This window comes from Acinetobacter sp. V102_4 (assembly GCF_031799005.1).
GTDB classification, from domain to species: Bacteria; Pseudomonadota; Gammaproteobacteria; order Pseudomonadales; family Moraxellaceae; genus Acinetobacter; species Acinetobacter calcoaceticus.
In genome coordinates, this window is record NZ_JAVQNR010000053.1 from 1 (window position 1) to 21764 (window position 21764).

Genomic DNA, 21764 nt, shown 5'->3' on the forward strand with positions numbered 1-21764 from the left:
ACTTCAGGATACGTCCCTAAAGACAAATCATTGCGTTTACCAATATAAGGGCGGGTATAATTAAATATCCAGTATTTGCTACCGCTAGAATCAATACGTAAGTAAAGATTACCCCCATCAGGAAGCTTATACATTTTATCAGGATTAGCTTTTGCTTTTTTAACCTGTAAAGCGGTCAGTTTATTGATTCCACGTGAAGTCATAACGCTATAAACAAAAAAAATGCAGCAAGAGATTATCTTACTGCATTTTTTACTACTTTATAACCGCTCATTGACGTACTGTGTCATAGCTTGCTATATCGTTTGCTTCTGACTTTAACCTTATAAGTCAATAACTTATACAGCGTTAAACAGTGTCAGAAACTTCAATGTGGCGGAAGCGGTGAGATTCGAACTCACGGAGGACTCACACCCTCGTCGGTTTTCAAGACCGGTGCATTAAACCGCTCTGCCACGCTTCCATGTGCGTAAGAATACAAAGCTTATTCATTTTATTCAAGAAAAATATCATCGCTTTGTGTTCAAGTGCGTATTGTTTCATCAAATATTACAATCGAGCAGCTAATTCTGCTCCTTCTTTGATCGCACGCTTCGCATCTAGCTCCGCTGCGAGCTTTGCACCACCAATAATGTAGTAGTTCGCTATAGTCGACTCACCTTCTTTTGGCATCAAGTCTTTTACCGACTCTTGACCTGCACACACCACAATCGTATCGACACGTAAAAGCTGGTCTTGACCATTGTGCTCAATCCAAAGCCCTTCATCAGTGACTGCTTTATATTGCACACCACGGAGCATACGCACGCCATGCTTTTTAAGCTGTGCGCGATGTACCCAACCTGAAGTTTTACCAAGGCCAATACCTAGAGGTGTTGTCTTACGTTGCAGTAAATAAATCTGGCGAACTGGAAGTTCAACTACTGGTGGTTGCATACCACCTTCAGAAATATAGTTTGGATCTGGGTCTACGCCCCATTCACGTTGCCACTCGGCTAAAGGTTGAGGCTGTGGTTGATGTGGAGGTTTAAGTAAAAACTCTGACACATCAAAACCAATACCACCCGCACCAATCACTGCAACTTTTTGCCCAACTTCTGCACCTTTTAAAACCTGAGCATAAGAAAGAACTTGTGGTGCGTTGCTACCTTCAATTTTTAATGCGCGAGGGATTACACCAGTTGCAACAATCACTTCATCAAAACCTTCACGTTCAAGCTGCTCACGGTTCACGCGAGTATTTAAACGTACATCCACCCCAGTTTTTTCGAGTTGGACTTTAAAGTAGCGAATCGTTTCGTGAAACTCTTCTTTACCCGGCACCACTTTGGCAAAGTTAAACTGACCACCCACATCTGAAGTCGCTTCAAACAAAGTGACCGCATGACCACGGCTTGCTGCAACGGTTGCTGCCGACATTCCTGCCACTCCACCACCTACTACCGCAATACGTTTAGGCTGCTTGGTTTTTAAATAGACCAGTTCAGTTTCATGACCTGCACGCGGGTTCACTAAACAAGACACTCGCTTATTTTTAAAAGCATGGTCTAAACAGGCTTGGTTACAAGCAATACAGGTATTAATTTCATCAACACGGTTAGTCGCTGTTTTATTTACCCAAAAAGCATCGGCCAATAATGGACGTGCCATTTGAACCATATCAGCTTTCCCTGTTGCCAAAATTTCTTCGGCAGTTTCAGGCATGTTAATACGGTTTGAAGCAATAATCGGAATAGAAATATGTTGTTTTACATGAGCCGTGTAATCGACAAAAGCAGCACGAGGTACAGACGTTACAATGGTTGGTACACGTGCCTCATGCCAACCAATGCCCGTATTTAATAACGTTACGCCTGCCTTTTCTAAAGCTTTGGCAACAATCACGACTTCTTGCATGGTGTTACCGTCATGAACTAAATCGAGTAAAGACAAGCGGAAACAAATAATAAATTTCTCGCCGACTTTGGCACGAATCGCTTTAACAATCTCGACCGGAAAACGCATACGGTTTTCAATGTCACCGCCCCAACGGTCAGTACGCTGGTTCACGTGACTACTTAAAAACTGGTTAATTAAATAACCTTCAGAACCCATAATTTCGACACCGTCATAGCCAGCTTTTTTGGCAATGTCAGCACACTGTGCATAATCTTCAATTGTGCTGAGAATATTTTTTTCAGAAAGCTGGCGTGGTTTAAACGGCGAAATTGGAGATTTAATGGCGGTTGAAGACACAACAAACGGTTGATAACCATATCTGCCCGCATGCAAGATTTGCATTAAGATTTTAGAGCCATGTTTATGAACAGCATGAGTTACCAGACGGTGCTGAGGAACATCAAATAGACTGTTCATGGTTCCGCCAGCAGGTGCTAACCACCCTTGACGGTTCGGTGAAATACCGCCAGTCACAATCAGGCCAACCCCACCTTTGGCACGCTCTTCAAAATAAGCAGCCAATTTTGGGTAATTATAGAAACGGTCTTCTAAGCCCGTATGCATGGATCCCATCACCACACGGTTTTTAATAGTGGTAAAGCCTAAATGTAATGGTTTTAATAGATTGGCGTAACTTGTCATGCTGCGTCCCAATAGTTTTTGCAACTTGTTGCATAGTACTTTAATACTTTTTTTTCGCTTTTGGATGACCCAGTAAAGAAATTTATTGGAGCTTATGGTCAATCCATCAAAACCAATCGTATTACTTTTATTTAATTACACTAATGAAATCTGGTTCTTTCTCCAATTTACATAATAAAAACTGCATAATCACCCCAAGAATGATGACACTTCATATTCATCCTATTTTCTTTTTAAGTCATTAAAAGTCTTTTCTTATTTGGACAACAATACTTTGTTCAACTCTTATCATTCTATAAATACGCTTAGATTTTTTATCAAATTAAAACTTCAAATCAGAACAAGTGAATTAATGCTTTTTTTGCCAAAAAAAGCACCATGAATAGTGCTACAATAGCCGCCATTCAGAATTCTCGAGACCACCTACACGGGGTCTTTTTTATAAATGTTAGGATTAGCAATGACTGATAATGCAACTATCTTGCAGCATGTACCAGTAGGCAAAAAAGTTGGGATTGCCTTCTCCGGAGGCCTAGACACTTCAGCTGCTCTATTGTGGATGAAACAAAAAGGCGCAGAGCCTTATGCATACACTGCAAACTTAGGCCAGCCCGATGAAGATGACTACGATGCAATTCCAAAGAAAGCAGAACAATACGGCGCTGTAAAAGCTCGCTTAATTGACTGCCGCTTACAACTTGCGCTCGAAGGTATTGCTGCAATTCAGTGTGGTGCATTCCATATCAGTACAGGTGGTGTTCCTTATTTCAATACGACTCCATTAGGTCGTGCAGTAACAGGTACAATGTTAGTTACTGCAATGAAAGAAGATGACGTAAACATCTGGGGTGACGGTTCAACTTATAAAGGTAACGATATTGAACGTTTCTATCGTTATGGTTTGTTGACCAACCCGAATCTTAAAATTTACAAGCCTTGGTTAGATCAAAACTTCATCGATGAACTCGGTGGCCGTGCTGAAATGTCACAGTTCCTGATCGACAACGGTTTTGACTACAAAATGTCAAAAGAAAAAGCGTATTCAACTGACTCAAACATGTTGGGTGCAACTCACGAAGCAAAAGATCTTGAATACTTAAATGCTGGTATCAAAATCGTTGACCCAATTATGGGCGTTGCTTTCTGGAAAGACGAAGTTGAAATCAAACCAGAAGAAGTGACTGTACGCTTTGAAGAAGGTGTACCTGTTGCATTGAACGGTCAAACTTTTAACAATCCAGTTGAACTTATTCTTGAAGCAAACCGTATTGGCGGTCGTCATGGTTTAGGTATGTCTGACCAAATCGAAAACCGTATTATCGAAGCGAAATCTCGTGGTATCTATGAAGCACCGGGTATGGCCCTTCTTCATATTGCTTACGAGCGTTTGGTTACTGGTATTCACAACGAAGATACGATCGAACAATACCGCATTAACGGTTTACGTTTAGGTCGTTTACTTTACCAAGGTCGTTGGTTCGACTCTCAAGCACTAATGTTGCGTGAAACTGCACAGCGTTGGGTTGCTAAAGCTATTACTGGTGAAGTTACGCTTGAACTTCGTCGTGGTAATGACTACACCATCATGAACACTGAATCTCCGAATTTAACGTACGAAGCTGAACGTTTAACAATGGAAAAAGGCGATTCAATGTTCTCGCCAATGGACCGTATTGGTCAGTTGACTATGCGTAACCTCGACATTACCGATACACGTGCAAAACTTGGTATCTATACAGATGCTGGTTTACTTTCAATCGGTCAAGGTTCTGCTATTCCTCAATTAGACAGTAAGAAAAAATAATTTTCTTATAGCGTCAAAAAAGGCCACCTATTAAGGTGGCCTTTTTATTTTTTAAAATTCATTCAGGCAATTTCGGCGACTTGTAAAGGCTGATAATAAATCTGGTTACGTCCAAGCTGCTTAGCCCGATATAAAGCTTGATCGGCAGCATGAATTAAATTTTCTTGAGTTACTCTTAAGCCTTCTGTGTAAACAGTAAAACCTAGACTAATGGTCACATGCTTAGAAACTAATGATGCAGCATGAGGAATCGCTTGACGTTCTATAGCTTTATAAATATTGGCTGCCACCGCATATGCACCTTGAGCCGGTGTTTTTGGTAAAAGAACGACAAATTCCTCTCCACCATAACGGGCAACAAAATCAACATGACGAATAGAATTTTTAATTGCAGAGGCAATAGACGAGATGACCTTGTCTCCCATCTGGTGTCCATAACAATCGTTATAGTTTTTAAAAAAATCGATATCAATAAATAAAACTGCCAATGGACGTTGTTCTTGCTTTGCCCGATAGTAAAAAAAGTCGAACATCTCATCGAAAGTACGTCGATTAGAAATTTTAGTGAGCGCATCTTGCTGACTTAAATGAAGCAACTCAGATGCCTCAATACGTAAAATCTGTTCGTTAAGCTCAGCAAGCTCATTATTTAAAAAAAGGCTTCTTTCTCTAGACGTGAGCATCGTACTAATTGAAAAACCCAAAATACAGCTACCAAACAGCGCCCTTCCCAAAGCGATATAGTCACAATTTGCTTGCAATAAAATCAATAGAGAAAAAACACAAATTGCTGCGATCAAACCGACATAAAGCATATGTAAAGGCTTTATACCGCTCAAGATAAAGCCGAGCATATATAAAAAAGAAAGTAGTAACATCGACTGATTTTTAAGAGCGATATTTCCTACACTAAGAAGCAACATTGCATTGACAATAATGGTAAAAAATACAATCCCGCATGCAGCAATATAAAAATATTCAGAGAGTTTTTTAAACTTGGCAAATACCCAAAATAACAGTAGCGCACCCGCAATATTAATTGCACTTAATATGCAGTAAATAAAATCCCAAGTTATGTAAGGTACACCTATCACCAAATAGTCTGTGGGTAGCACTAGCAAAATAAAAATGAGATAGGTTAGAACACCACTTGCTAAAAATTTTGAGATATTTTGTTTTGTTCGCTCAAGATTTAAGCACCAGAATTTTTTTTCTAATTGATGAGGCAAAGGTGTATTGGCATAACGATGAGTATGTAAAGTTACCAGATATTCTATTTCTTCTTTTGCTTTGAGTAATTCATGTACATTTCCCCTATTTACCACTACCCGTTTCCTGCCTCTTACACATTAACAAAATATAACATTATTTTTTAACGCCTCTTGCGCTTTATTTTGCCATTTGTCCGTAATTCTCGTTACCATTTTCACACTTTATCGATTATCATTTGTTTTATTTCGAAGTTTGAACTGCCTTGGACTCTATTACCCTGCTCCAGCCAGATGATTGGCATGCACATTTACGTGATGGTTTAGCATTAAAACGTACCGTACCTGATTTGGCTAAACAGTTTGCTCGTGCGATCTGTATGCCAAACCTTGTTCCGCCAGTAAAAACTGTGGAAGAAGCATTAGCTTACCGTGAACGTATTCTTGCTCATGTTCCAGAGGGTCTCAATTTTGACCCACGTATGGTGCTTTATTTTACTGACTTCACCTCACCAGACGAAGTTCGTAAAATTAAAGAATCTGGGCATGTAAATGCAATTAAACTTTACCCAGCTGGCGCGACCACCAACTCTGATAACGGTGTAAGTGACATTCGTAAAGTCTATGCAGTTATTGAGCAATTAGAAGAGCATCAAGTTCCGTTATTACTTCATGGTGAAGTAACTCATAACCACGTCGATATTTTTGACCGTGAAAAACGTTTCCTTGACGAAGTACTCAACCCGCTTTTAAAACAGTTTCCAAAACTTAAAGTGGTGCTTGAGCACATCACCACAAGCGATGCGGCTCATTTTGTTTTAGAACATGACCGTAATGTTGCTGCAACAATCACGCCTCAGCATTTATTATTTAACCGTAATGACATGCTGGTTGGTGGTATTAAACCGCATTTCTATTGTTTACCAATTTTAAAGCGCCAAACACACCAAACAACTTTGCTTGAAGTTGCAACGAGTGGTAATCCTAAATTTTTCTTAGGTACAGACAGTGCGCCGCACTCGCAAGATGCAAAAGAAAATGCGTGTGGCTGTGCGGGCTGTTATAGTGCACCTAATGCAATTGAGCTTTATGCCCAAGCATTTGACCAAGTGGGTAAATTAGAACGCCTAGAAGGCTTTGCAAGCCATTTTGGCGCAGACTTCTACGGTCTACCACGTAATACTTCTACTATTACTTTGGTAAAAGAAGATAATCTTGTACCAGAATCTTTTGATTATTTAGATGATCAAAAAATTATCCCGCTGCATGCCGGGAAAACGCTGCAATGGAGAAAAGTGTGACACAAGAAACCTCTGTCCCGGTCATTGGCCAACGTTTTCGTGGCTTCTTACCTGTTGTTGTTGACGTTGAAACGGCAGGTTTTAATGCCCAGACAGATGCATTGCTAGAAATTGCGTGCATTCCAATTGTGTATGATGCTCAGGGGCAATTTGTCCCTGGTCCAGCATTTCATGCGCATATTAACCCGTTCGAAGGGGCGAACCTCGACCGCCGTTCGCTAGACTTTATTGGTATTGATCCATTCAATCCAATGCGTATGGCAATGGCTGAAGATGAACGAACTGCATTACGCCGTATTTTTAAATCAGTAAATGAAGTTCGTAAACAACAACATTGTACCCATGCAGTGTTGGTTGGTCATAACGCCCATTTTGATCTTGGTTTTGTTCAAGCAGCGATTGCACGTACAAGCACAAAAAACCAGAACCCATTTCATAGCTTTTCAGTGATGGATACGGTTACTTTAAGTGCTGTTATGTTTGGACAAACTGTCCTTGCCAAAGCCTGTATTCAAGCTGGAATTGAGTTCGATGGTAAAGAAGCACACTCTGCTTTATACGATACTCAGAAAACTGCTGAACTGTTTTGCTATATTTTGAACAAACTGTCTCCTTACCTACTTGACAGTTTGGTGGCGGCTTCTTAAGATACCGCCATCCTCAACGTCCCTATCGTCTAGAGGCCTAGGACATCGCCCTTTCACGGCGGTAACCGGGGTTCGAATCCCCGTAGGGACGCCATTATTCTATTCTTATAAAATTTCTTTCTATTTTCTTAACATTCTATTTGTTTTTCACCTTCCTTATTTCCAAATAAAATACATTTGTATTTAAATATCACTGATTCGGTATTTTCTTTACATAGTTTTACAATATAATAATTCTTATTTTTATACTGATATTTATTATCAAATAGGTTTTAAATGGATCTTAAGCTTAGCCTCCTCTCCCTGAGCATTGCTCAATTCTGCTGTTTATCAACTGCTTTTGCAGAAACAGATAGTTCTTCAACGACTCTTGCGACGATTAAAATTAAAGCCCAACAGACATCTGACCAAACTTATAAAGTCGATAGCTCGAGTAGCGCAACACGTAGTGAAATCGCATTAAAGGACACACCGCAATCGGTCAGTGTTGTAACCCAAAAAGTAATTGAAGATATCGGTGCAACGCGTCTTATTGAAGCTCTTGATTTAGCAGGTGGCATTGGACGAGCGAATAACTTTGGCGGTCAAGGCTTAACTGGTTTTAACCTTCGTGGCTTCACTAGTGGCGAATTTTATCGTAACGGATTCCCAATTAACCGTGGTTATCCAAATGCACCAGATAGCAACACAATTGAACGTATAGACGTTTTACGTGGCCCCTCTTCCAGCTTATATGGTCGTGGTGACCCAGGTGGTACGTTTAACTTAATTTCTAAAACACCGAAGTCTGAGCAACAAACCACTCTAGGTGCTCAGCTTAACAGTGAAGGTTTATACCGTACCACTGTAGACACCACAGGCACTATTCCAAATGCAGAGAATATCGGTTATCGCCTAAATGTGATTGCAGAAGGTGGTGATAGTTATCGAGACAATGTCGAATCTAAACGATATGGGATTGCTCCTGTCATTCAATGGCAAGCTTCTGACGCCACTAAAGTCACTTTTGAGGCCGATATTTTACGGAATCAACATCCGCTTGACCGTGGGCATACTCGTTATCCTACACAAAAGTCTTTTAATATTTCACCAGAAACCTATTTGTGGGAAACAGGTAAATATAACAACCGACTCTACAATGATAACAATATGACTCAATTACGAGTCGAACATGACCTTGGAAATGACTGGAAGCTTAATGCGGGTGTGCAATACTTAAATGGCAAATTATATGGCTATGCAGTAGAAGCAAATGGCATTCAAAATGACGGCGAAACTTTAGGCCGAAATTACAACTACCGTGAATTAAAATGGCAAGATACCGATGCCCAAATTAACCTAACAGGTAATTTCCAGCTTTTAGGGTTAGCACATACTTTAGTGACTGGGCTTGAATATGAAAACTATGATTACAAGTCATATATTATTCGCTCAAGTGGAGATATCGGTAGCTACCCTATTAATATTAATGATCCTGTTTTAGGACAAGCTCTACCTGAACTTAATCGTGTGACTACCCATGACCGTGAAAATTTAAAAACCACGGCCGTTTTTGTACAAGACCAAATCGATTTAAATGAACGTTTAAGTGCTTTATTAGGTTTACGCTTTGAGCACTATGAGCATGACTATAAGAATCTATTACCGAATACTACAAATTGGAATACCAGTCATGATGCCTTTATTCCTCGTTTAGGGTTAGTTTTTAAAGCCCGTGATGATCTTTCAATCTACAGTAATGCTGCAAAATCATTTAAACCAAACACGGGCGCTAATCGCAATGGAGAAGGTTTTGACCCTGAAGAAGGCATCGCTTACGAGTTAGGTTTTAAATGGCAAGCGCTAGACAATATGTTGTCGGTTGACTCTGCTATCTTTTATGCAGAAAAAGAAAATGTATTAACTATCGATCCTATTGATTCAGCCTATAAGGTTTCTGCTGGTGAAGTTCGTAGTCGTGGTATTGAGCTAAATATTGCAGGTCAGATTACGCCTGCTTGGAAAATTATTGGTGGATACGCATATACAGATGCTGAAGTGACTAAAGACAACACTTTGCAAAAAGGAACCGCTTTAGCCAATATTCCAAAGAATAGTTTTAACCTTTTAAATATTTATGAATTTCAGGGTGGAGCTTTACAAGGTTTAGGTCTAGGGTTTAATCAAAAATATATTGATAAGCGCGCAGGACAAACAGCTAATAGTACTTACACTATGAAAGGTTATGCAGTTACTGATTTGGTTTCTTATTATCAAGCAACACCAAAACTTCGTCTTAACTTAGACTTGAAGAATATTTTTGATAGAACTTATGATGAAAGTGCCTTTAATTTATATGCTTATCCGGGCGAACCACGTACCGTTCAGTTTGGTATGAGCTATACGTTCTAACTTGAAAAAAGTGCCATTTCACCCGTTGAAATGGCACTTCAGATTTATGCAGATTTACGTGAATTCACGCGACCTTTTACCACAGCTTTAATATTGCCTTTGGCATAATTAAAAAAGACGACTAGTGGTGAAAGTTTTGGATTTGGCTTTTTGCCTTTACCAATTGTTTTAAATTGAGCGGCATACCAAATAATTTCCATGATTGCCATTTTGTCGACAAAAGGTAGGCCTGTTTTAATTGGTTTTACTGCATAGCGTACGTCCTGCCCTGCAATTAAACGGTCTGTTAAATCAGTCTCAACTGCAAGCGGACGCGCAATACCAATAAAATCACAAGCCCCACTTGCGAGTGCTGCATTCATTCCTTCTACAGTACGGAATCCACCAGTCACCATGAGTTTACATTTAACATGTTGGCGGATCTTTTCAGCAAAATCTAAGAAATAAGCTTCACGCGCAATTGTACTTGTCTTGCGCTTGTCAGCTTTAGCCCCAGCCATGGCAGGTGCTTCATAGGTGCCGCCTGAAATCTCAATCAAATCAATACCAGCTTCATCGATCGCTTTAAATACGGAAATCACATCTTCTTCAGTAATTCCACCACGTTGGAAATCAGCAGAGTTCAGTTTGACTGAAATAATAAAATTCTCGGAAGTTGCTTCGCGAACAGCCTTATAAACTTCTAATAAAAAGCGTGTACGGTTTTCAACTGAACCACCCCACTGGTCTGTGCGCTTATTCGTTAAAGGTGATAAGAACTGACTAATTAAATACCCATGCGCACCGTGTAATTGCACCCCTTCAAAACCTGCTTTTTCACAAATACGAGCAGCGGTTGCAAATCGATTAATGATATCTAGAATTTCATCATGAGTCAGTTCACGTGGCGTTCCAAACATAGTCGCTAAAGCTGGGCTAAATGGTACTGCTGACGGCGCGACAGTCTCTTTATTTAATCCTTTTGGACACTGACGCCCAGGGTGGGACAATTGGATTAACTGCACCATTCCATATTTTTTACCTAATGCTGCCCACTCTTTTAAACGCTCTAAATCCCGTTCGGTTTCAATAACAACAACACCGGGTTCATTTTTTGCGCCCACATTGACCATGACGTTGCCTGTGATTGCACAGCCAAGCCCACCTTTTGCCCACGCCCCATATAAGCCTAAATGCAAGTCATTTGGTTGACCTTCATAATTTGCAAGCGCCTCACTCATTGCACCTTTAATAATTCGGTTTTTGAATGTGGTATTGCGAATTGTGATGGGTTGAGCAATCTGGTTCATGGTTAACCTCTTTTTAGTTTTTAGAGTAATTACTCTAATTTAGACGAGTTATAGGGCATGTCAAGTCATAATCAATAGCTGACAATAGCATATGTCAATTTTAAAGAATATAAAAATATGCAACTTTTTGCATAAAATTAAAAAACAAACTATTCCATTTAAAAACAATTGTTTAATAATTTATTTTAAAAATTTGCTTTAATTAATTGTCTTGTATATTCAGTTTTAGGCTTAGAAAACAACAGTTCGGTTTTCTGATATTCAATAACTTGTGCACGGCGCAATACCATGACTTTATGGCACAACGATTTGACTATATTTAGATCATGGCTAATAAAGATATAGCTCAAATGTTCAGTTTTCTGTAATTGTCGTAAAAGCTTAATGATGGCTTTTTGTGTAGTTCGGTCTAATGCAGAAGTCGGTTCATCCAAAATTAAAAGTTTAGGCTGAACCACTAAAGCTCTTGCCAAAGCAACCCGTTGACGTTGGCCACCTGAAAGTTCATGTGGATAACGATGTTGAAAATCTTCAGGCAGTTCAACCTTATTAAGCACAGATTTAATTTGATCTTGAATTTGACTGTTCAATACTTCTTTTACTTTTAAACCTTCAGCGATAATCTGCCCAACCGTCATTCGGGGGTTCAAGCTACCAAACGGATCTTGGAATACAAGTTGAAAATCAGATCTCGCCAAACGTAAAGCTTTGGGCCTCAACTGATTCAAATCTTGTCCTAAAAAATTAATCTGCCCTTCACTGTTAATGAGCCGCACTAAAGCCAGAGCCAAGGATGACTTTCCAGCGCCACTTTCCCCAACGACCCCAAGTGATTCACCTTGAGCAAGATCAAAACTTAAACCTTCTATTGCAGTCACATAGCCCTGAACGCGATTGAAAATACCTTTTCTAATTGGGAAGTGCACACTGAGTTGTTGAACGGACAAAACATTCTTTTCTATTTCAAGAGATGCTGCATTTCCAAAATCATGTTCTAATAATTGCTGTGTATAAGCGGTTTTAGGATTTTCAAAAATCTGGCTAAGCTCACCTTGCTCTACAACACGCCCACGTTGCAATACAACCAGTTCATCGGCATATTGACGTACCAAATTTAGGTCATGGCTAATTAAAATAAGTGCCATTCCATATTTTGATTGTAAAGATTTTAAGAGTTCTAAAATCTGGATCTGTAAAATTACATCAAGTGCTGTAGTCGGCTCATCAGCAATCAAAATTTTGGGTTGTAGTGCCAATGTCATGGCAATCATGACACGTTGCCTTTGACCGCCAGAAAGCTCATGTGGATAGCGTTTTAAAATCTTTTCTGGCTCACCAATTCCTACATCTGTGAGTAAATCGATAACTTGTTGTCGAACATCTTGTTTACTTAAACCTAATAAAACAAGGTTTTCACCTACAATCTTTTCAACCTGATGTAGCGGATTTAACGCAGTAGCAGGTTCTTGAAAAATCATGGCAATTTGTCGGCCACGTACATTGGATTGAGCTCTTTCATCTATCTCAAGAATATTTTGGGAACCAATCCAAACGTGACCTGTTATTTCTAATTTTTTTTGTAGTAACCCCATGATTGCTAAACAGCTAAGTGATTTACCTGAACCACTTTCGCCCACAATAGCCAGTGTTTCACTTTCATTAAGCTGCACATTAAGGTCTTCTAACAAAATCTTTTGATCTTTAGTTTGAATCGAAAGATGTTCAACCTCCAACAATGCAGGAGTAACATTTGTATTATTTTCTTGGGTCAAAAGCATCACGAGCAGCCTCCCCAATATAAATTAAAAGTGAAAGAACAATAGCCAGACTAAAAAAACCTGAAATCGCTAGCCATGGTGCATCTAAATTATTTTTACCTTGTAGCAATAACTCCCCTAACGATGCTGCATCGGGTGGTAAGCCATAGCCTAAAAAATCAAGAGCAGTTAAGGCACTAATATTAGTTGTTAAAATGAATGGTAATTGGGACAAGCTCGAACTGATTGCATTCGGCAAAATATGCTTAAAAATAATAACGCGATCAGTCACTCCTAACACTTGAGCAGCACGAACATAATCAAGCTGGCGAGCTTTTAAAAACTCTGCTCTGACAATTCCCACTAAAACTGTCCAGCCAAAAAACAACATAATGAAAAATAGCCAATATACGTTTGGAACAAACATGCTGACCAAAATCATGACCATAAATAACATGGGTAAGCCATTCCAGACTTCAACCAAACGTTGTCCCAATAAATCTACCCAACCGCCATAGTAACCTTGAATGGCACCCACAGTAATGCCAAACAAAGCGGAACAAAAGGTTAAGGCCAAACCAAAAAGTAAAGATACTCTTAAACCATAAAGAATACGGGCAAAAACATCTCTTCCCTGATCATCAGTTCCTAACCAATTCTGCTTAGAGGGTGGTGATGGCACAGGAACTGCTAAATCTAAATTGGGAGTTTGATATGAAAATTTAATAAGTGGCCAGACTGCCCATCCTTGAGCATGAATAAGTTCTTGCACAGCCGGATCTTTATAATCTGCTTCTGTTTCAAACACGCCACCAAACGTCGTTTCTGGATATGTCTTAAACACAGGCAAATAGTAAGAATCCTCATACTTCACTAGTAAGGGCTTATCGTTAGCAATCAACTCCGCAGCTAATGACAAAATCAAAATTAGACTAAATAAAATAAAGCTGGCCCAACCTAATTTATGTTGTCTAAAACGTTGTAATCGTGTCCGCACAATCAAAGACATTATTTGCCTCCTTGTGCGTCAAAGTGAATCCGAGGATCAATCCATTGGTACAACACATCACAAATGAGACGTAAGATTAGACTAAATAAAGTAAAGAAAAATAAGACGCCAAAAATAACAGGATAGTCCCGCTGGACAATGGCTTCAAAGCCCAACAGCCCCACACCATCTAAATGAAAAATAATTTCTACAAAGAGATTACCCACAAAGAAAATACCCGCTAGCACTTCTGGCAACCCTGCGAGTACGACTAAAATAGCATTACGAAATACATGCTTATATAAGACTTGCTGGCTATTCAATCCTTTTGCATAAGCAGCTAAAACATAGGATTTATTGAGTTCTTCTAAAAACGAATATTTGGTTAAATACGTTAAACTGGCAAAACCGCCTAATACCATCGTAATAAGTGGCAAAGTCATATGCCATAAATAGTCGGTAACTTTGCCCCAAAGACTGAGTTGATGAAAATTATCTGACACAAGATTTTGTAATGGAAACCATTGAAAATAAGAGCCACCTGCAAAAAAAACCACAAGCAAAATAGCGAATACAAAACTTGGTACAGCATACCCCACCACAAGTACTAACGAAGTGGAGCGATCAAACCATGAACCTTGCTGTCTGGCTTTCTTAATACCGAGCGGAATAGAAATTAAATAAATCAGAAAAGTACTTACCAGCCCAAGTGAAATAGAAACAGGCATTTTGTCCCATAACAATTGCACGACAGGTTTATCTTTAAAAAAACTCTGTCCAAAATCTAAAGTTAAATAGCCTTTTAACATTAGAAAAAAACGTTCTGGAGCAGATCGATCAAAGCCATATTGTGCCTTAATTTGTTCAACCATTTCAGGGCTTAAACCTTGAGCACCTTGATAATAAGTGTCTGCACTTAATGCACGTCCAATTCCCAAATCACCTTCAGCTTGATGTATTGCTTGCTCAACTGGCCCACCCGGTGCAATTTGCACAACCACAAAGTTAATCAATAAAATGACAAACAATGTGGGAATCATTAAAAGAAGTCGCTTGAGAATATATGAACCCATATAACAGGATTTCCTTTATGGCAGGTGCTTTTTATTGTTGATGTAAATATTTAGCAACTTTTTTGGCTTTGTTTGCATCACTCCACCAATAATCTATTCCAGACGAAAGTGCTGGTTTAATTTTAGGTTGTTGATACATATTCCAATAAGCATACCAGTTTTCACCTTTACCATAGGTCGGAATTTGATAATAACCAGCCCTTAGTAATCGATCGAGAATACGAGTAAAAATAATCTGTTGGTCACGGCTCTTACTCGCAACAAGTTTTGAAATCACTTGATCAATTACGGGGTTGCGAATACCCGCATAATTGTAATTTCCATCCTGCGCTGCGGCGATGCTCCCCCAAAACTGAGTCTGCTCATTGCCTGGATTAAGAGATTGCGGCAAATTCATGGTGGTCATATCAAAGTCATAACGGCGGGTGCGCTCTAAATATTGCGGAGCGTCGACTTGACGTAAATTAACCTGAACACCGAGTTTTTTAAGGTTACGGACAAAGGGCATTAATGTTCGTTGTTTGCCATCTTGTTGAATTAAAAACTCAAGCTGAACTTTTTTACCTTCAGGCGTCAACAACTGCCCATCTTTAACTTTATAACCAGCCTGTATAAGCAGCTGCCGCGCAATTAATAAATTTTGACGGTTAAATCCACTCGCATCCGACACTGGGTATTTCCAATCTGCTAAGACACCCTTTTGCATTATTGGAGATAACTTAGGCAGCAATGGTTTCAATATTGCTAATTCAGTTTTCGAAGGCTGACCCGTTGCAGCCAATTCGCTATTTTCAAAATAACTTTGAAGGCGTTGATATTGACCATAAAACAAAGCTTTATTCTGCCATTCAAAGTCATAGGCATAGGTTAAGGCTTGTCTAAAACGAATATCATTTAAGGGTTTTCGTCGTGTGTTAAAGACATAACTTTCAGTGGTGATGGGATTATGGTGACGGAACTTATATTGAGTAACTAACCCTGCTTTTACTGCCGGAAAACGATAATCTGTTACCCATTTTTTGGGGTTAGTTTCTTCATGCAAGGTGTATTGCCCAGATTTAAACCCTTCAAAAACAATATCCCAATTTCGATAATAGACATATTTTAAACGATCAAAATTATAGCGCCCCTTATTAATAGGCAAATCTTTTGCCCAGTAATTCGGATTTCTTTTATAACTAATGCTTCTACCTGCATCAACTCGTTCAACCACATAAGGTCCCGAGCCAATAATAGGTTGTAGAGTAATTCGGCTAAAATCTCTTTTTTGCCAATCTATTTTTGAATAAATCGGTAAGGTTGCCAAAATAAAAGGCATTTTAGGATTATGCGTAGACTTAAAACTAAACTTTACTTGATAGGCATTTATTACTTCTGTTTTTGCCAAATCAGCAAGGTACATCTGCAAACCTAAATTGGACTTAGTCTGATATGCATCAAAACTAAATTTAACATCTGCCGCAGTGACTGGCTGTCCATTACTAAAACGCGCCTTAGGGCTTAAATAGAAAGTAACAGACTGCGTTTTTTCTGGATCATAAGTAACTTTCTCTGCCAAAAGAGGATATAAAACCCCGACCTCATCTAGCGATTGGGTCATTAAAGTATCAAAAAGATAATTAACGCCTTCTGTAGCATTCCCCTTACCATTCATACTATTGAGGTTATCAAAAGTTCCTTGAGCCGCCTGACTTAACAAGCCACCTTTAGGTGCATTAGGGTTTGCATATGGCATAGCCAGCATTCCTAAATATTTAGGCTTGGAATGAATCGCTATATATGAGGTAGTTTGCTGTGCAGAAAAAACAGCATGAGAAACGACACTGAGCCCGACTAGCAGGCTCAGTTGAAAATATGATTTATGCATAAGTTACTAATTATTTTATAAATTAGGCACTTTAATGACATCGCCAATGCGAAGCTGAGTAGAAGGTGTCAAATTATTCAGCTCAGCCAAGAAATTGGTTTCTAAACCATATTTGCTTGCAAGGCCAATTAATGTATCGCCACGCTTCACTTTGTATTCCACAACAGTTTTTGGAATCACAATATTTTGACCGCGCTGTAAATTAGCACTCGCTTTTAATGCATTCATTTCAGCAAGTTCACGCACTGAAATACCCGCACGGCTCGCAATACTATTTAAAGACTCACCAGATTTAACAGTATATCTTTCAGTGTTTTTACCAGCCGCAACTATTTTAGTTGAAGACTTGGTATCAGCTTTAGCTGTCTCTACTGTAGGCACATCACCTGTTAGCTTTAAACGTTGCCCTACACGAACGCTACTGGTACGTGAAAGACCATTCAATGCAGCAAGATAATCCAACTGTAAGTGGTAACGGTTAGCAATATTACCTAAGCTATCACCAGATTTGACTGTGTAGATCTCAGGTGTTTCTTCTTTAGCATTTTTAGAAGGTTTACTTGGTGCTTCTTCAACTGTACCTGTGAGTTTTAAACGTTGGCCCGCACGTAAACCTGCTGTACGAGACATACCATTTAAGTCAGCTAAATAGCTTGTTTGTAAGTTATATTTACTAGCAATAGCATTTAAGCTATCACCCGACTGTACAACGTATTGTTCTGGAACAGTATTAGTAGCAGGAACTTTTAAAGTTTGCCCAAGCTGTACATGACTACTCGCTTTTAAGTTATTTAACTCGGCTAATTCAGCTAGGCTAATTTTTGATTTAGTTGCAATACTCGATAAAGTATCACCACGCTGTACTTTATAGCCTTCTGTTTTATAAGAAACACTTAGCGTCGCTTTCTCAGATTTACTAGCAGTCTTAGTTTCAGCAACTTCATCTACAGAAATATCTTGTGTAGGCACATTAATTTTTTGGCCTACCATCAAGTTACTACCCGCAGTTAAACCTGAAGTTAATTCAGCAAGTTCCTGATTAGAGAGCGCATAACGATCTGCAATCAATTTAAGGTATTCACCGCGCTTCACAGTATAACTTTTAGTTGCAATGCGTCGTGCATTTGCTTGAACTACTTTTGGTTCTGCTTTAGCAGTTGAACGGCTATTCTTCGGCTCTTTTAACTGTAGTTTTTGCCCAACAAATAAACCATCACTTACTGATAAATCGTTATATTCGGCTAATTGCTTTACTGACAAATTAAACTGGTTAGCAACACCGCTTAAGCTATCATTGGCTTGAACCACATACACATCTGGTTTAGCCGTACTTTTCGAAGTACTTTGAGTTTCTTGTGGTCTAGCATCATAAAGATAAAGACTAGTTCCTACAAACAAAGTCTTTTCTGGATCAATCTGGTTCCACTTAGCAACATCACGCCAGTTCACACCATTCTTCATGGCAATAACTGCTAAAGTATCGCCTGGTTGAATTGTATAAGTACTACGCTTACCTTTAGGCTGTACAACTACGACATCAGTATCAGTTTTGATATAAGGCTTATCTTTATTACGTTGCCCATCTTCAGAGTTAGCTACAGTCGCATCTTCAGCTAAAGTTTTTGGATAAGCAAAACCTCTACTTACCTCTTTACCTTGTTGCTCTGCAACTGACTGGCTCGTCTGAATTGCGGTTAACCTAATTTTGCCATCATAAGGATCGACAATTTCAGTTCCTTGCGGCGCAATTGCTTTTAATTCAGCAACGACTTGATCTTTCTCGGCTTGAGTTGCTTGCGGTTGTAAAGCTTGATCTACAGTTTCTTTTGCGCCTTCAGCACGAACTGCAGCTAAAATCTTTTCACGTTCAGAAGCCGAAATTGGTGGCTCCATCTTAACAGGCTGCTTAATATTAGCTGCATTAGTCACAGCTACAGGAATACGCGGCGCACTCGGTACATCTGCCGATGCGGCAAAGGCAGCTAACGCATCTGAACCACGTGGTGTAGATTTTGAAGGAGTTGAACTGGTCTTCACGGGTGAAGAAGGTTTAACCGGTTGAACTTGCGTTGTAGGAGTTGTTCTTGTTGTTACTGTAGTAGAAGGATTAACAGTTGTAGGTGTAGACGGTGACGTTGCATTTGCCCACCAACCTGAGCCACCACCCGTTTTTTTCCCTTTTAATTTATTATCAATTGAAGGACTTAAATCTGCTGGAATCAAAATACGCATTGGACTCGCAGGATCTACCGCTTCACCACGATATCCTGGGTTTAATGCATAAAGTTCTGCACGGCTTAATCCTGCTACAGAAGCAATTTCATTTAAAGTTAAAGGCGCAGATAAAGTCACTTCACGGAAATGGGGTCTATTTGCAATCGGTGGTAGTTCTACACCATAAGCCTTTGGATTTTTAATAATTTGAGCAACAGCCAAGAAACGTGGAACATAGTTCATTGTTTCTTGAGGGAGTTTTAAAGACCAATAGTCAGTTGGTAAACCCGCAGCTTGGTTGCGGTTAATCGCCTGTTGAATACGTCCCGGGCCAGCATTATAGGCCGCCAAAGCAAGTTCCCAAGAACCAAATTGATTATAGAGACTTCCTAAAAATTCATAAGCTGCGCGAGTCGACTCAACCACATCGCGACGCCCATCATACATACCTGTTTGCTTTAAGCCATAAATACGACCAGTGCTTGGAATGAACTGCCATAGTCCTGCTGCTGCTGCACTACTTGTTGCAGCTGGGTCATAAGAGCTTTCAATTACCGGTAATAATGCGAGTTCTGTCGGTAATCCACGGCGTTCTGCTTCTTTCACAGTATGGTACAAATAACGGCTGGCACGAGCACTTAAACGATCAAGGTAAGGCTGACGAGAAATAAACCAACTACGCTGAGCTTCAATACGGGAATCCCAATGATTCAAGTCCATTTTGAAACCAACGGACATACGCTTCCAGACATCACCATGCTTCAAAATAAGCAGACGATCACCTTCTACAGCGCGCATATCGGTTGCTGAAAGTAAGTCTTCCAAAGAGTCAAGACTACTCGCATCTAGATAACCTGCACCACTCACCTGTTTCGATTTAGAGGTTTTTGCAGATTGCGGAGTCGATGAACAGCCTGTTGTAATACCCAACGCAGCTAAAGCAGAGCTAAGTACGGTAATTTTGAACAATGATGCCGCAGATGGCTGCCACACAAATGTGGTTGGTTTATACATAAAAACTTCCAAACAACTCGCGTAATATTTTTTGGGGTCTGGCCACAAACCCTGGGTCTTCGATGCCATTGTATTAAAGCGTGCAAGATAGACAAGGCAATAATTTGATGTCATTTGCATGGAAATGTTACAAGAAATTAAAAAAACCTTGCTTTGTTACGATGGAACCGAACTTTTTGCGTATACAATACACCATATTCAGTTCTTTTTCTTTTAGTTTAGGTTTCGATTTATGTCTCAAACAATCACACTGTATGTTGATGGTGCATGTCGTGGCAATCCTGGTTTAGGTGGTTGGGGCGCATATGTCATTACCGAGCAGGGTGAACATAAATTATTTGGCGGTGAACCGGATACAACCAATAACCGCATGGAGCTCACTGCTGCGATTGAAGGCGTTGCATTTTGCCCAACCGATGCTCACTTAATTATCTGGACAGATTCAAATTATGTGAAGCAAGGCATTACTGAATGGATTCATGGCTGGAAAAAGAAAAACTGGAAAGATGTAAAAAATCCTGACCTTTGGCAAAAATTAGATGACGTCTGTGCCGGTCGAAATATTGAATGGCATTGGATTAAAGGCCATGCTGGACATGCTGGCAACGAAATGGCCGATGAGCTTGCAAATATTGGAGCTGATCAAACTGCCCTGCAAAAAAAAACAGTTCAAGCAACTGCCCTGCAAGATATAAAAAAGCCTGAAGAGGATTGGTTACTCGATGACCCTTTTGGGTTTGATATGGCAGAAGTAACCGAAGAAGATAATATTGATCTTGAACAGTCCGAAGAAGTTGAGATGATTATTGTGGAAGAAGAAGTTATTGAAGTTGAAGCTGCTAAGCCAGAAAGTAAACAACCCATTAATAATATTCATCCTCAAATTGTTGTGACCGAAGCCAAATTACAATTACAAGGGCCTCGACAACTGATTCTTGATACAGAAACCACTGGTTTCTATTTCCAAGATGGTGACCGCATTATTGAAGTCGGCGCCATTGAAATGATTAACCGGAAACTCACCGGTAGCTCAATTCATATTTATATTAACCCGCAAAAACCAGTGGGCGACTCAGAAAATATCCATGGTATCAGTGATAATTTCTTAAAAGATAAACCGCTCTATGCAGACATTGCAGATACGCTCTTTGATTATCTAAAAGGCGCAGAGATTATTGCCCACAACGCGACTTTCGATATGAACTTCCTTGATATGGAGTTTAGACGCGCAGGCCTTCCTGCGCTTTCTGAAGTATGTGAGGTAACAGATACTTTAGCTTTAGCAAAAAGCAAACATCCAGGACAAAAAAACTCGCTTGATGCCCTTGTAAGACGTTATGAAATTCCAGCACGTGACCGTACTTTCCACGGTGCATTACTCGATGCTGAAATTCTTTCAGATGTTTATCTAGCAATGACAGGTGGGCAGGTTTCTTTTGATATAGATGCCTTATCTCAAAGTGAAAATAGCCTGAACACAGCAAATAAAACCAGAGTTCAAATTGAACTACCAGTTATTCTTCCTTCCGAAGAAGAGCTAAATAGACATGAGACTTGGGTCAAAGAATTTGAGAAAAAGCATGGAGAACCTTGCCTTTTTGCAAAATAAATTTTTGATTCTTTAGCGTTTT

At 39.6% G+C, this 21764-nt stretch carries 14 protein-coding genes and 2 tRNA genes; 6 read left to right on the forward strand and 10 right to left on the reverse strand.

Annotation, left to right across the window (positions count from 1 at the left end):
* From RMB13_RS20330 to RMB13_RS20340, 3 genes are all read right to left on the reverse strand, one after another.
* On the reverse strand, nucleotides 1-203 hold a 203-nt coding region (locus tag RMB13_RS20330; protein WP_311086189.1), incomplete at its 3' end, for an Arm DNA-binding domain-containing protein.
* Nucleotides 204-373: 170 nt separating this feature from the next.
* Nucleotides 374-463, reverse strand: a tRNA-Ser gene (locus tag RMB13_RS20335).
* 86 nt (nucleotides 464-549) lie between these two features.
* Nucleotides 550-2580: an NADPH-dependent 2,4-dienoyl-CoA reductase gene (locus RMB13_RS20340; protein WP_311086190.1), complete on the reverse strand. Its 2031-nt coding sequence runs from the start codon at nucleotides 2578-2580 to the stop codon at nucleotides 550-552.
* Between the two features lie 445 nt (nucleotides 2581-3025).
* Here RMB13_RS20340 and argG point away from each other — a divergent pair, with 445 nt between their 5' ends.
* On the forward strand, nucleotides 3026-4384 hold the full coding sequence (gene argG / locus RMB13_RS20345; RefSeq protein WP_311086191.1) for an argininosuccinate synthase: 1359 nt from the start codon (nucleotides 3026-3028) through the stop codon (nucleotides 4382-4384).
* 62 nt (nucleotides 4385-4446) lie between these two features.
* Here the strand turns inward: argG and RMB13_RS20350 are convergent, their stop codons facing one another.
* Nucleotides 4447-5709, reverse strand: a complete 1263-nt coding sequence (locus RMB13_RS20350; RefSeq protein ID WP_311086192.1) for a diguanylate cyclase — start codon at nucleotides 5707-5709, stop codon at nucleotides 4447-4449.
* A gap of 149 nt (nucleotides 5710-5858) precedes the next feature.
* Here RMB13_RS20350 and pyrC point away from each other — a divergent pair, with 149 nt between their 5' ends.
* From pyrC to RMB13_RS20370, 4 genes are all read left to right on the forward strand, one after another.
* Nucleotides 5859-6893: a dihydroorotase gene (pyrC, locus tag RMB13_RS20355; protein ID WP_003652801.1), complete on the forward strand. Its 1035-nt coding sequence runs from the start codon at nucleotides 5859-5861 to the stop codon at nucleotides 6891-6893.
* Entirely contained in the window at nucleotides 6878-7540 is a 663-nt protein-coding gene (gene rnt / locus RMB13_RS20360) for a ribonuclease T (protein WP_003652803.1), read from the forward strand. The genes pyrC and rnt overlap by 16 nt, the downstream gene beginning before the upstream one ends.
* Before the next feature lie 18 nt (nucleotides 7541-7558).
* Nucleotides 7559-7634, forward strand: a tRNA-Glu gene (locus RMB13_RS20365).
* A 182-nt stretch (nucleotides 7635-7816) separates the two neighbouring features.
* Nucleotides 7817-9931 carry a TonB-dependent siderophore receptor gene (locus RMB13_RS20370; protein WP_311086193.1) on the forward strand — a complete coding sequence of 705 codons (2115 nt, stop codon included), beginning with the start codon at nucleotides 7817-7819 and terminating at the stop codon, nucleotides 9929-9931.
* Between the two features lie 44 nt (nucleotides 9932-9975).
* Here RMB13_RS20370 and RMB13_RS20375 read toward each other — a convergent pair whose 3' ends face one another.
* From RMB13_RS20375 to RMB13_RS20400, 6 genes are all read right to left on the reverse strand, one after another.
* Nucleotides 9976-11220 carry an NADH:flavin oxidoreductase/NADH oxidase family protein gene (locus RMB13_RS20375; RefSeq protein ID WP_004641875.1) on the reverse strand — a complete coding sequence of 415 codons (1245 nt, stop codon included), beginning with the start codon at nucleotides 11218-11220 and terminating at the stop codon, nucleotides 9976-9978.
* Between the two features lie 185 nt (nucleotides 11221-11405).
* Entirely contained in the window at nucleotides 11406-13001 is a 1596-nt protein-coding gene (locus RMB13_RS20380; protein WP_311086194.1) for a dipeptide ABC transporter ATP-binding protein, read from the reverse strand.
* Nucleotides 12976-13986: an ABC transporter permease gene (locus RMB13_RS20385; RefSeq protein ID WP_151799056.1), complete on the reverse strand. Its 1011-nt coding sequence runs from the start codon at nucleotides 13984-13986 to the stop codon at nucleotides 12976-12978. Before RMB13_RS20385 ends, RMB13_RS20380 begins: the two co-directional genes overlap by 26 nt.
* The gene (locus RMB13_RS20390) at nucleotides 13986-15038 is read right to left on the reverse strand and encodes an ABC transporter permease subunit (RefSeq protein WP_311086195.1); all 1053 of its coding nucleotides are present in this window, start codon (nucleotides 15036-15038) and stop codon (nucleotides 13986-13988) included. Before RMB13_RS20390 ends, RMB13_RS20385 begins: the two co-directional genes overlap by 1 nt.
* Nucleotides 15039-15069: 31 nt before the next feature.
* The gene (locus tag RMB13_RS20395; RefSeq protein WP_311086196.1) at nucleotides 15070-16905 is read right to left on the reverse strand and encodes an extracellular solute-binding protein; all 1836 of its coding nucleotides are present in this window, start codon (nucleotides 16903-16905) and stop codon (nucleotides 15070-15072) included.
* Between the two features lie 15 nt (nucleotides 16906-16920).
* Nucleotides 16921-20133, reverse strand: coding sequence for a LysM peptidoglycan-binding domain-containing protein (locus tag RMB13_RS20400; RefSeq protein ID WP_311086197.1), 3213 nt, complete (start codon nucleotides 20131-20133; stop codon nucleotides 16921-16923).
* Between the two features lie 232 nt (nucleotides 20134-20365).
* On the opposite strand from RMB13_RS20400, the gene dnaQ reads away from it, so the two are divergent.
* Nucleotides 20366-21742 (forward strand): DNA polymerase III subunit epsilon, encoded by a 1377-nt coding sequence (dnaQ, locus tag RMB13_RS20405; protein ID WP_311086198.1) that lies wholly within the window; start codon nucleotides 20366-20368, stop codon nucleotides 21740-21742.
* Nucleotides 21743-21764: the final 22 nt, after the last annotated feature.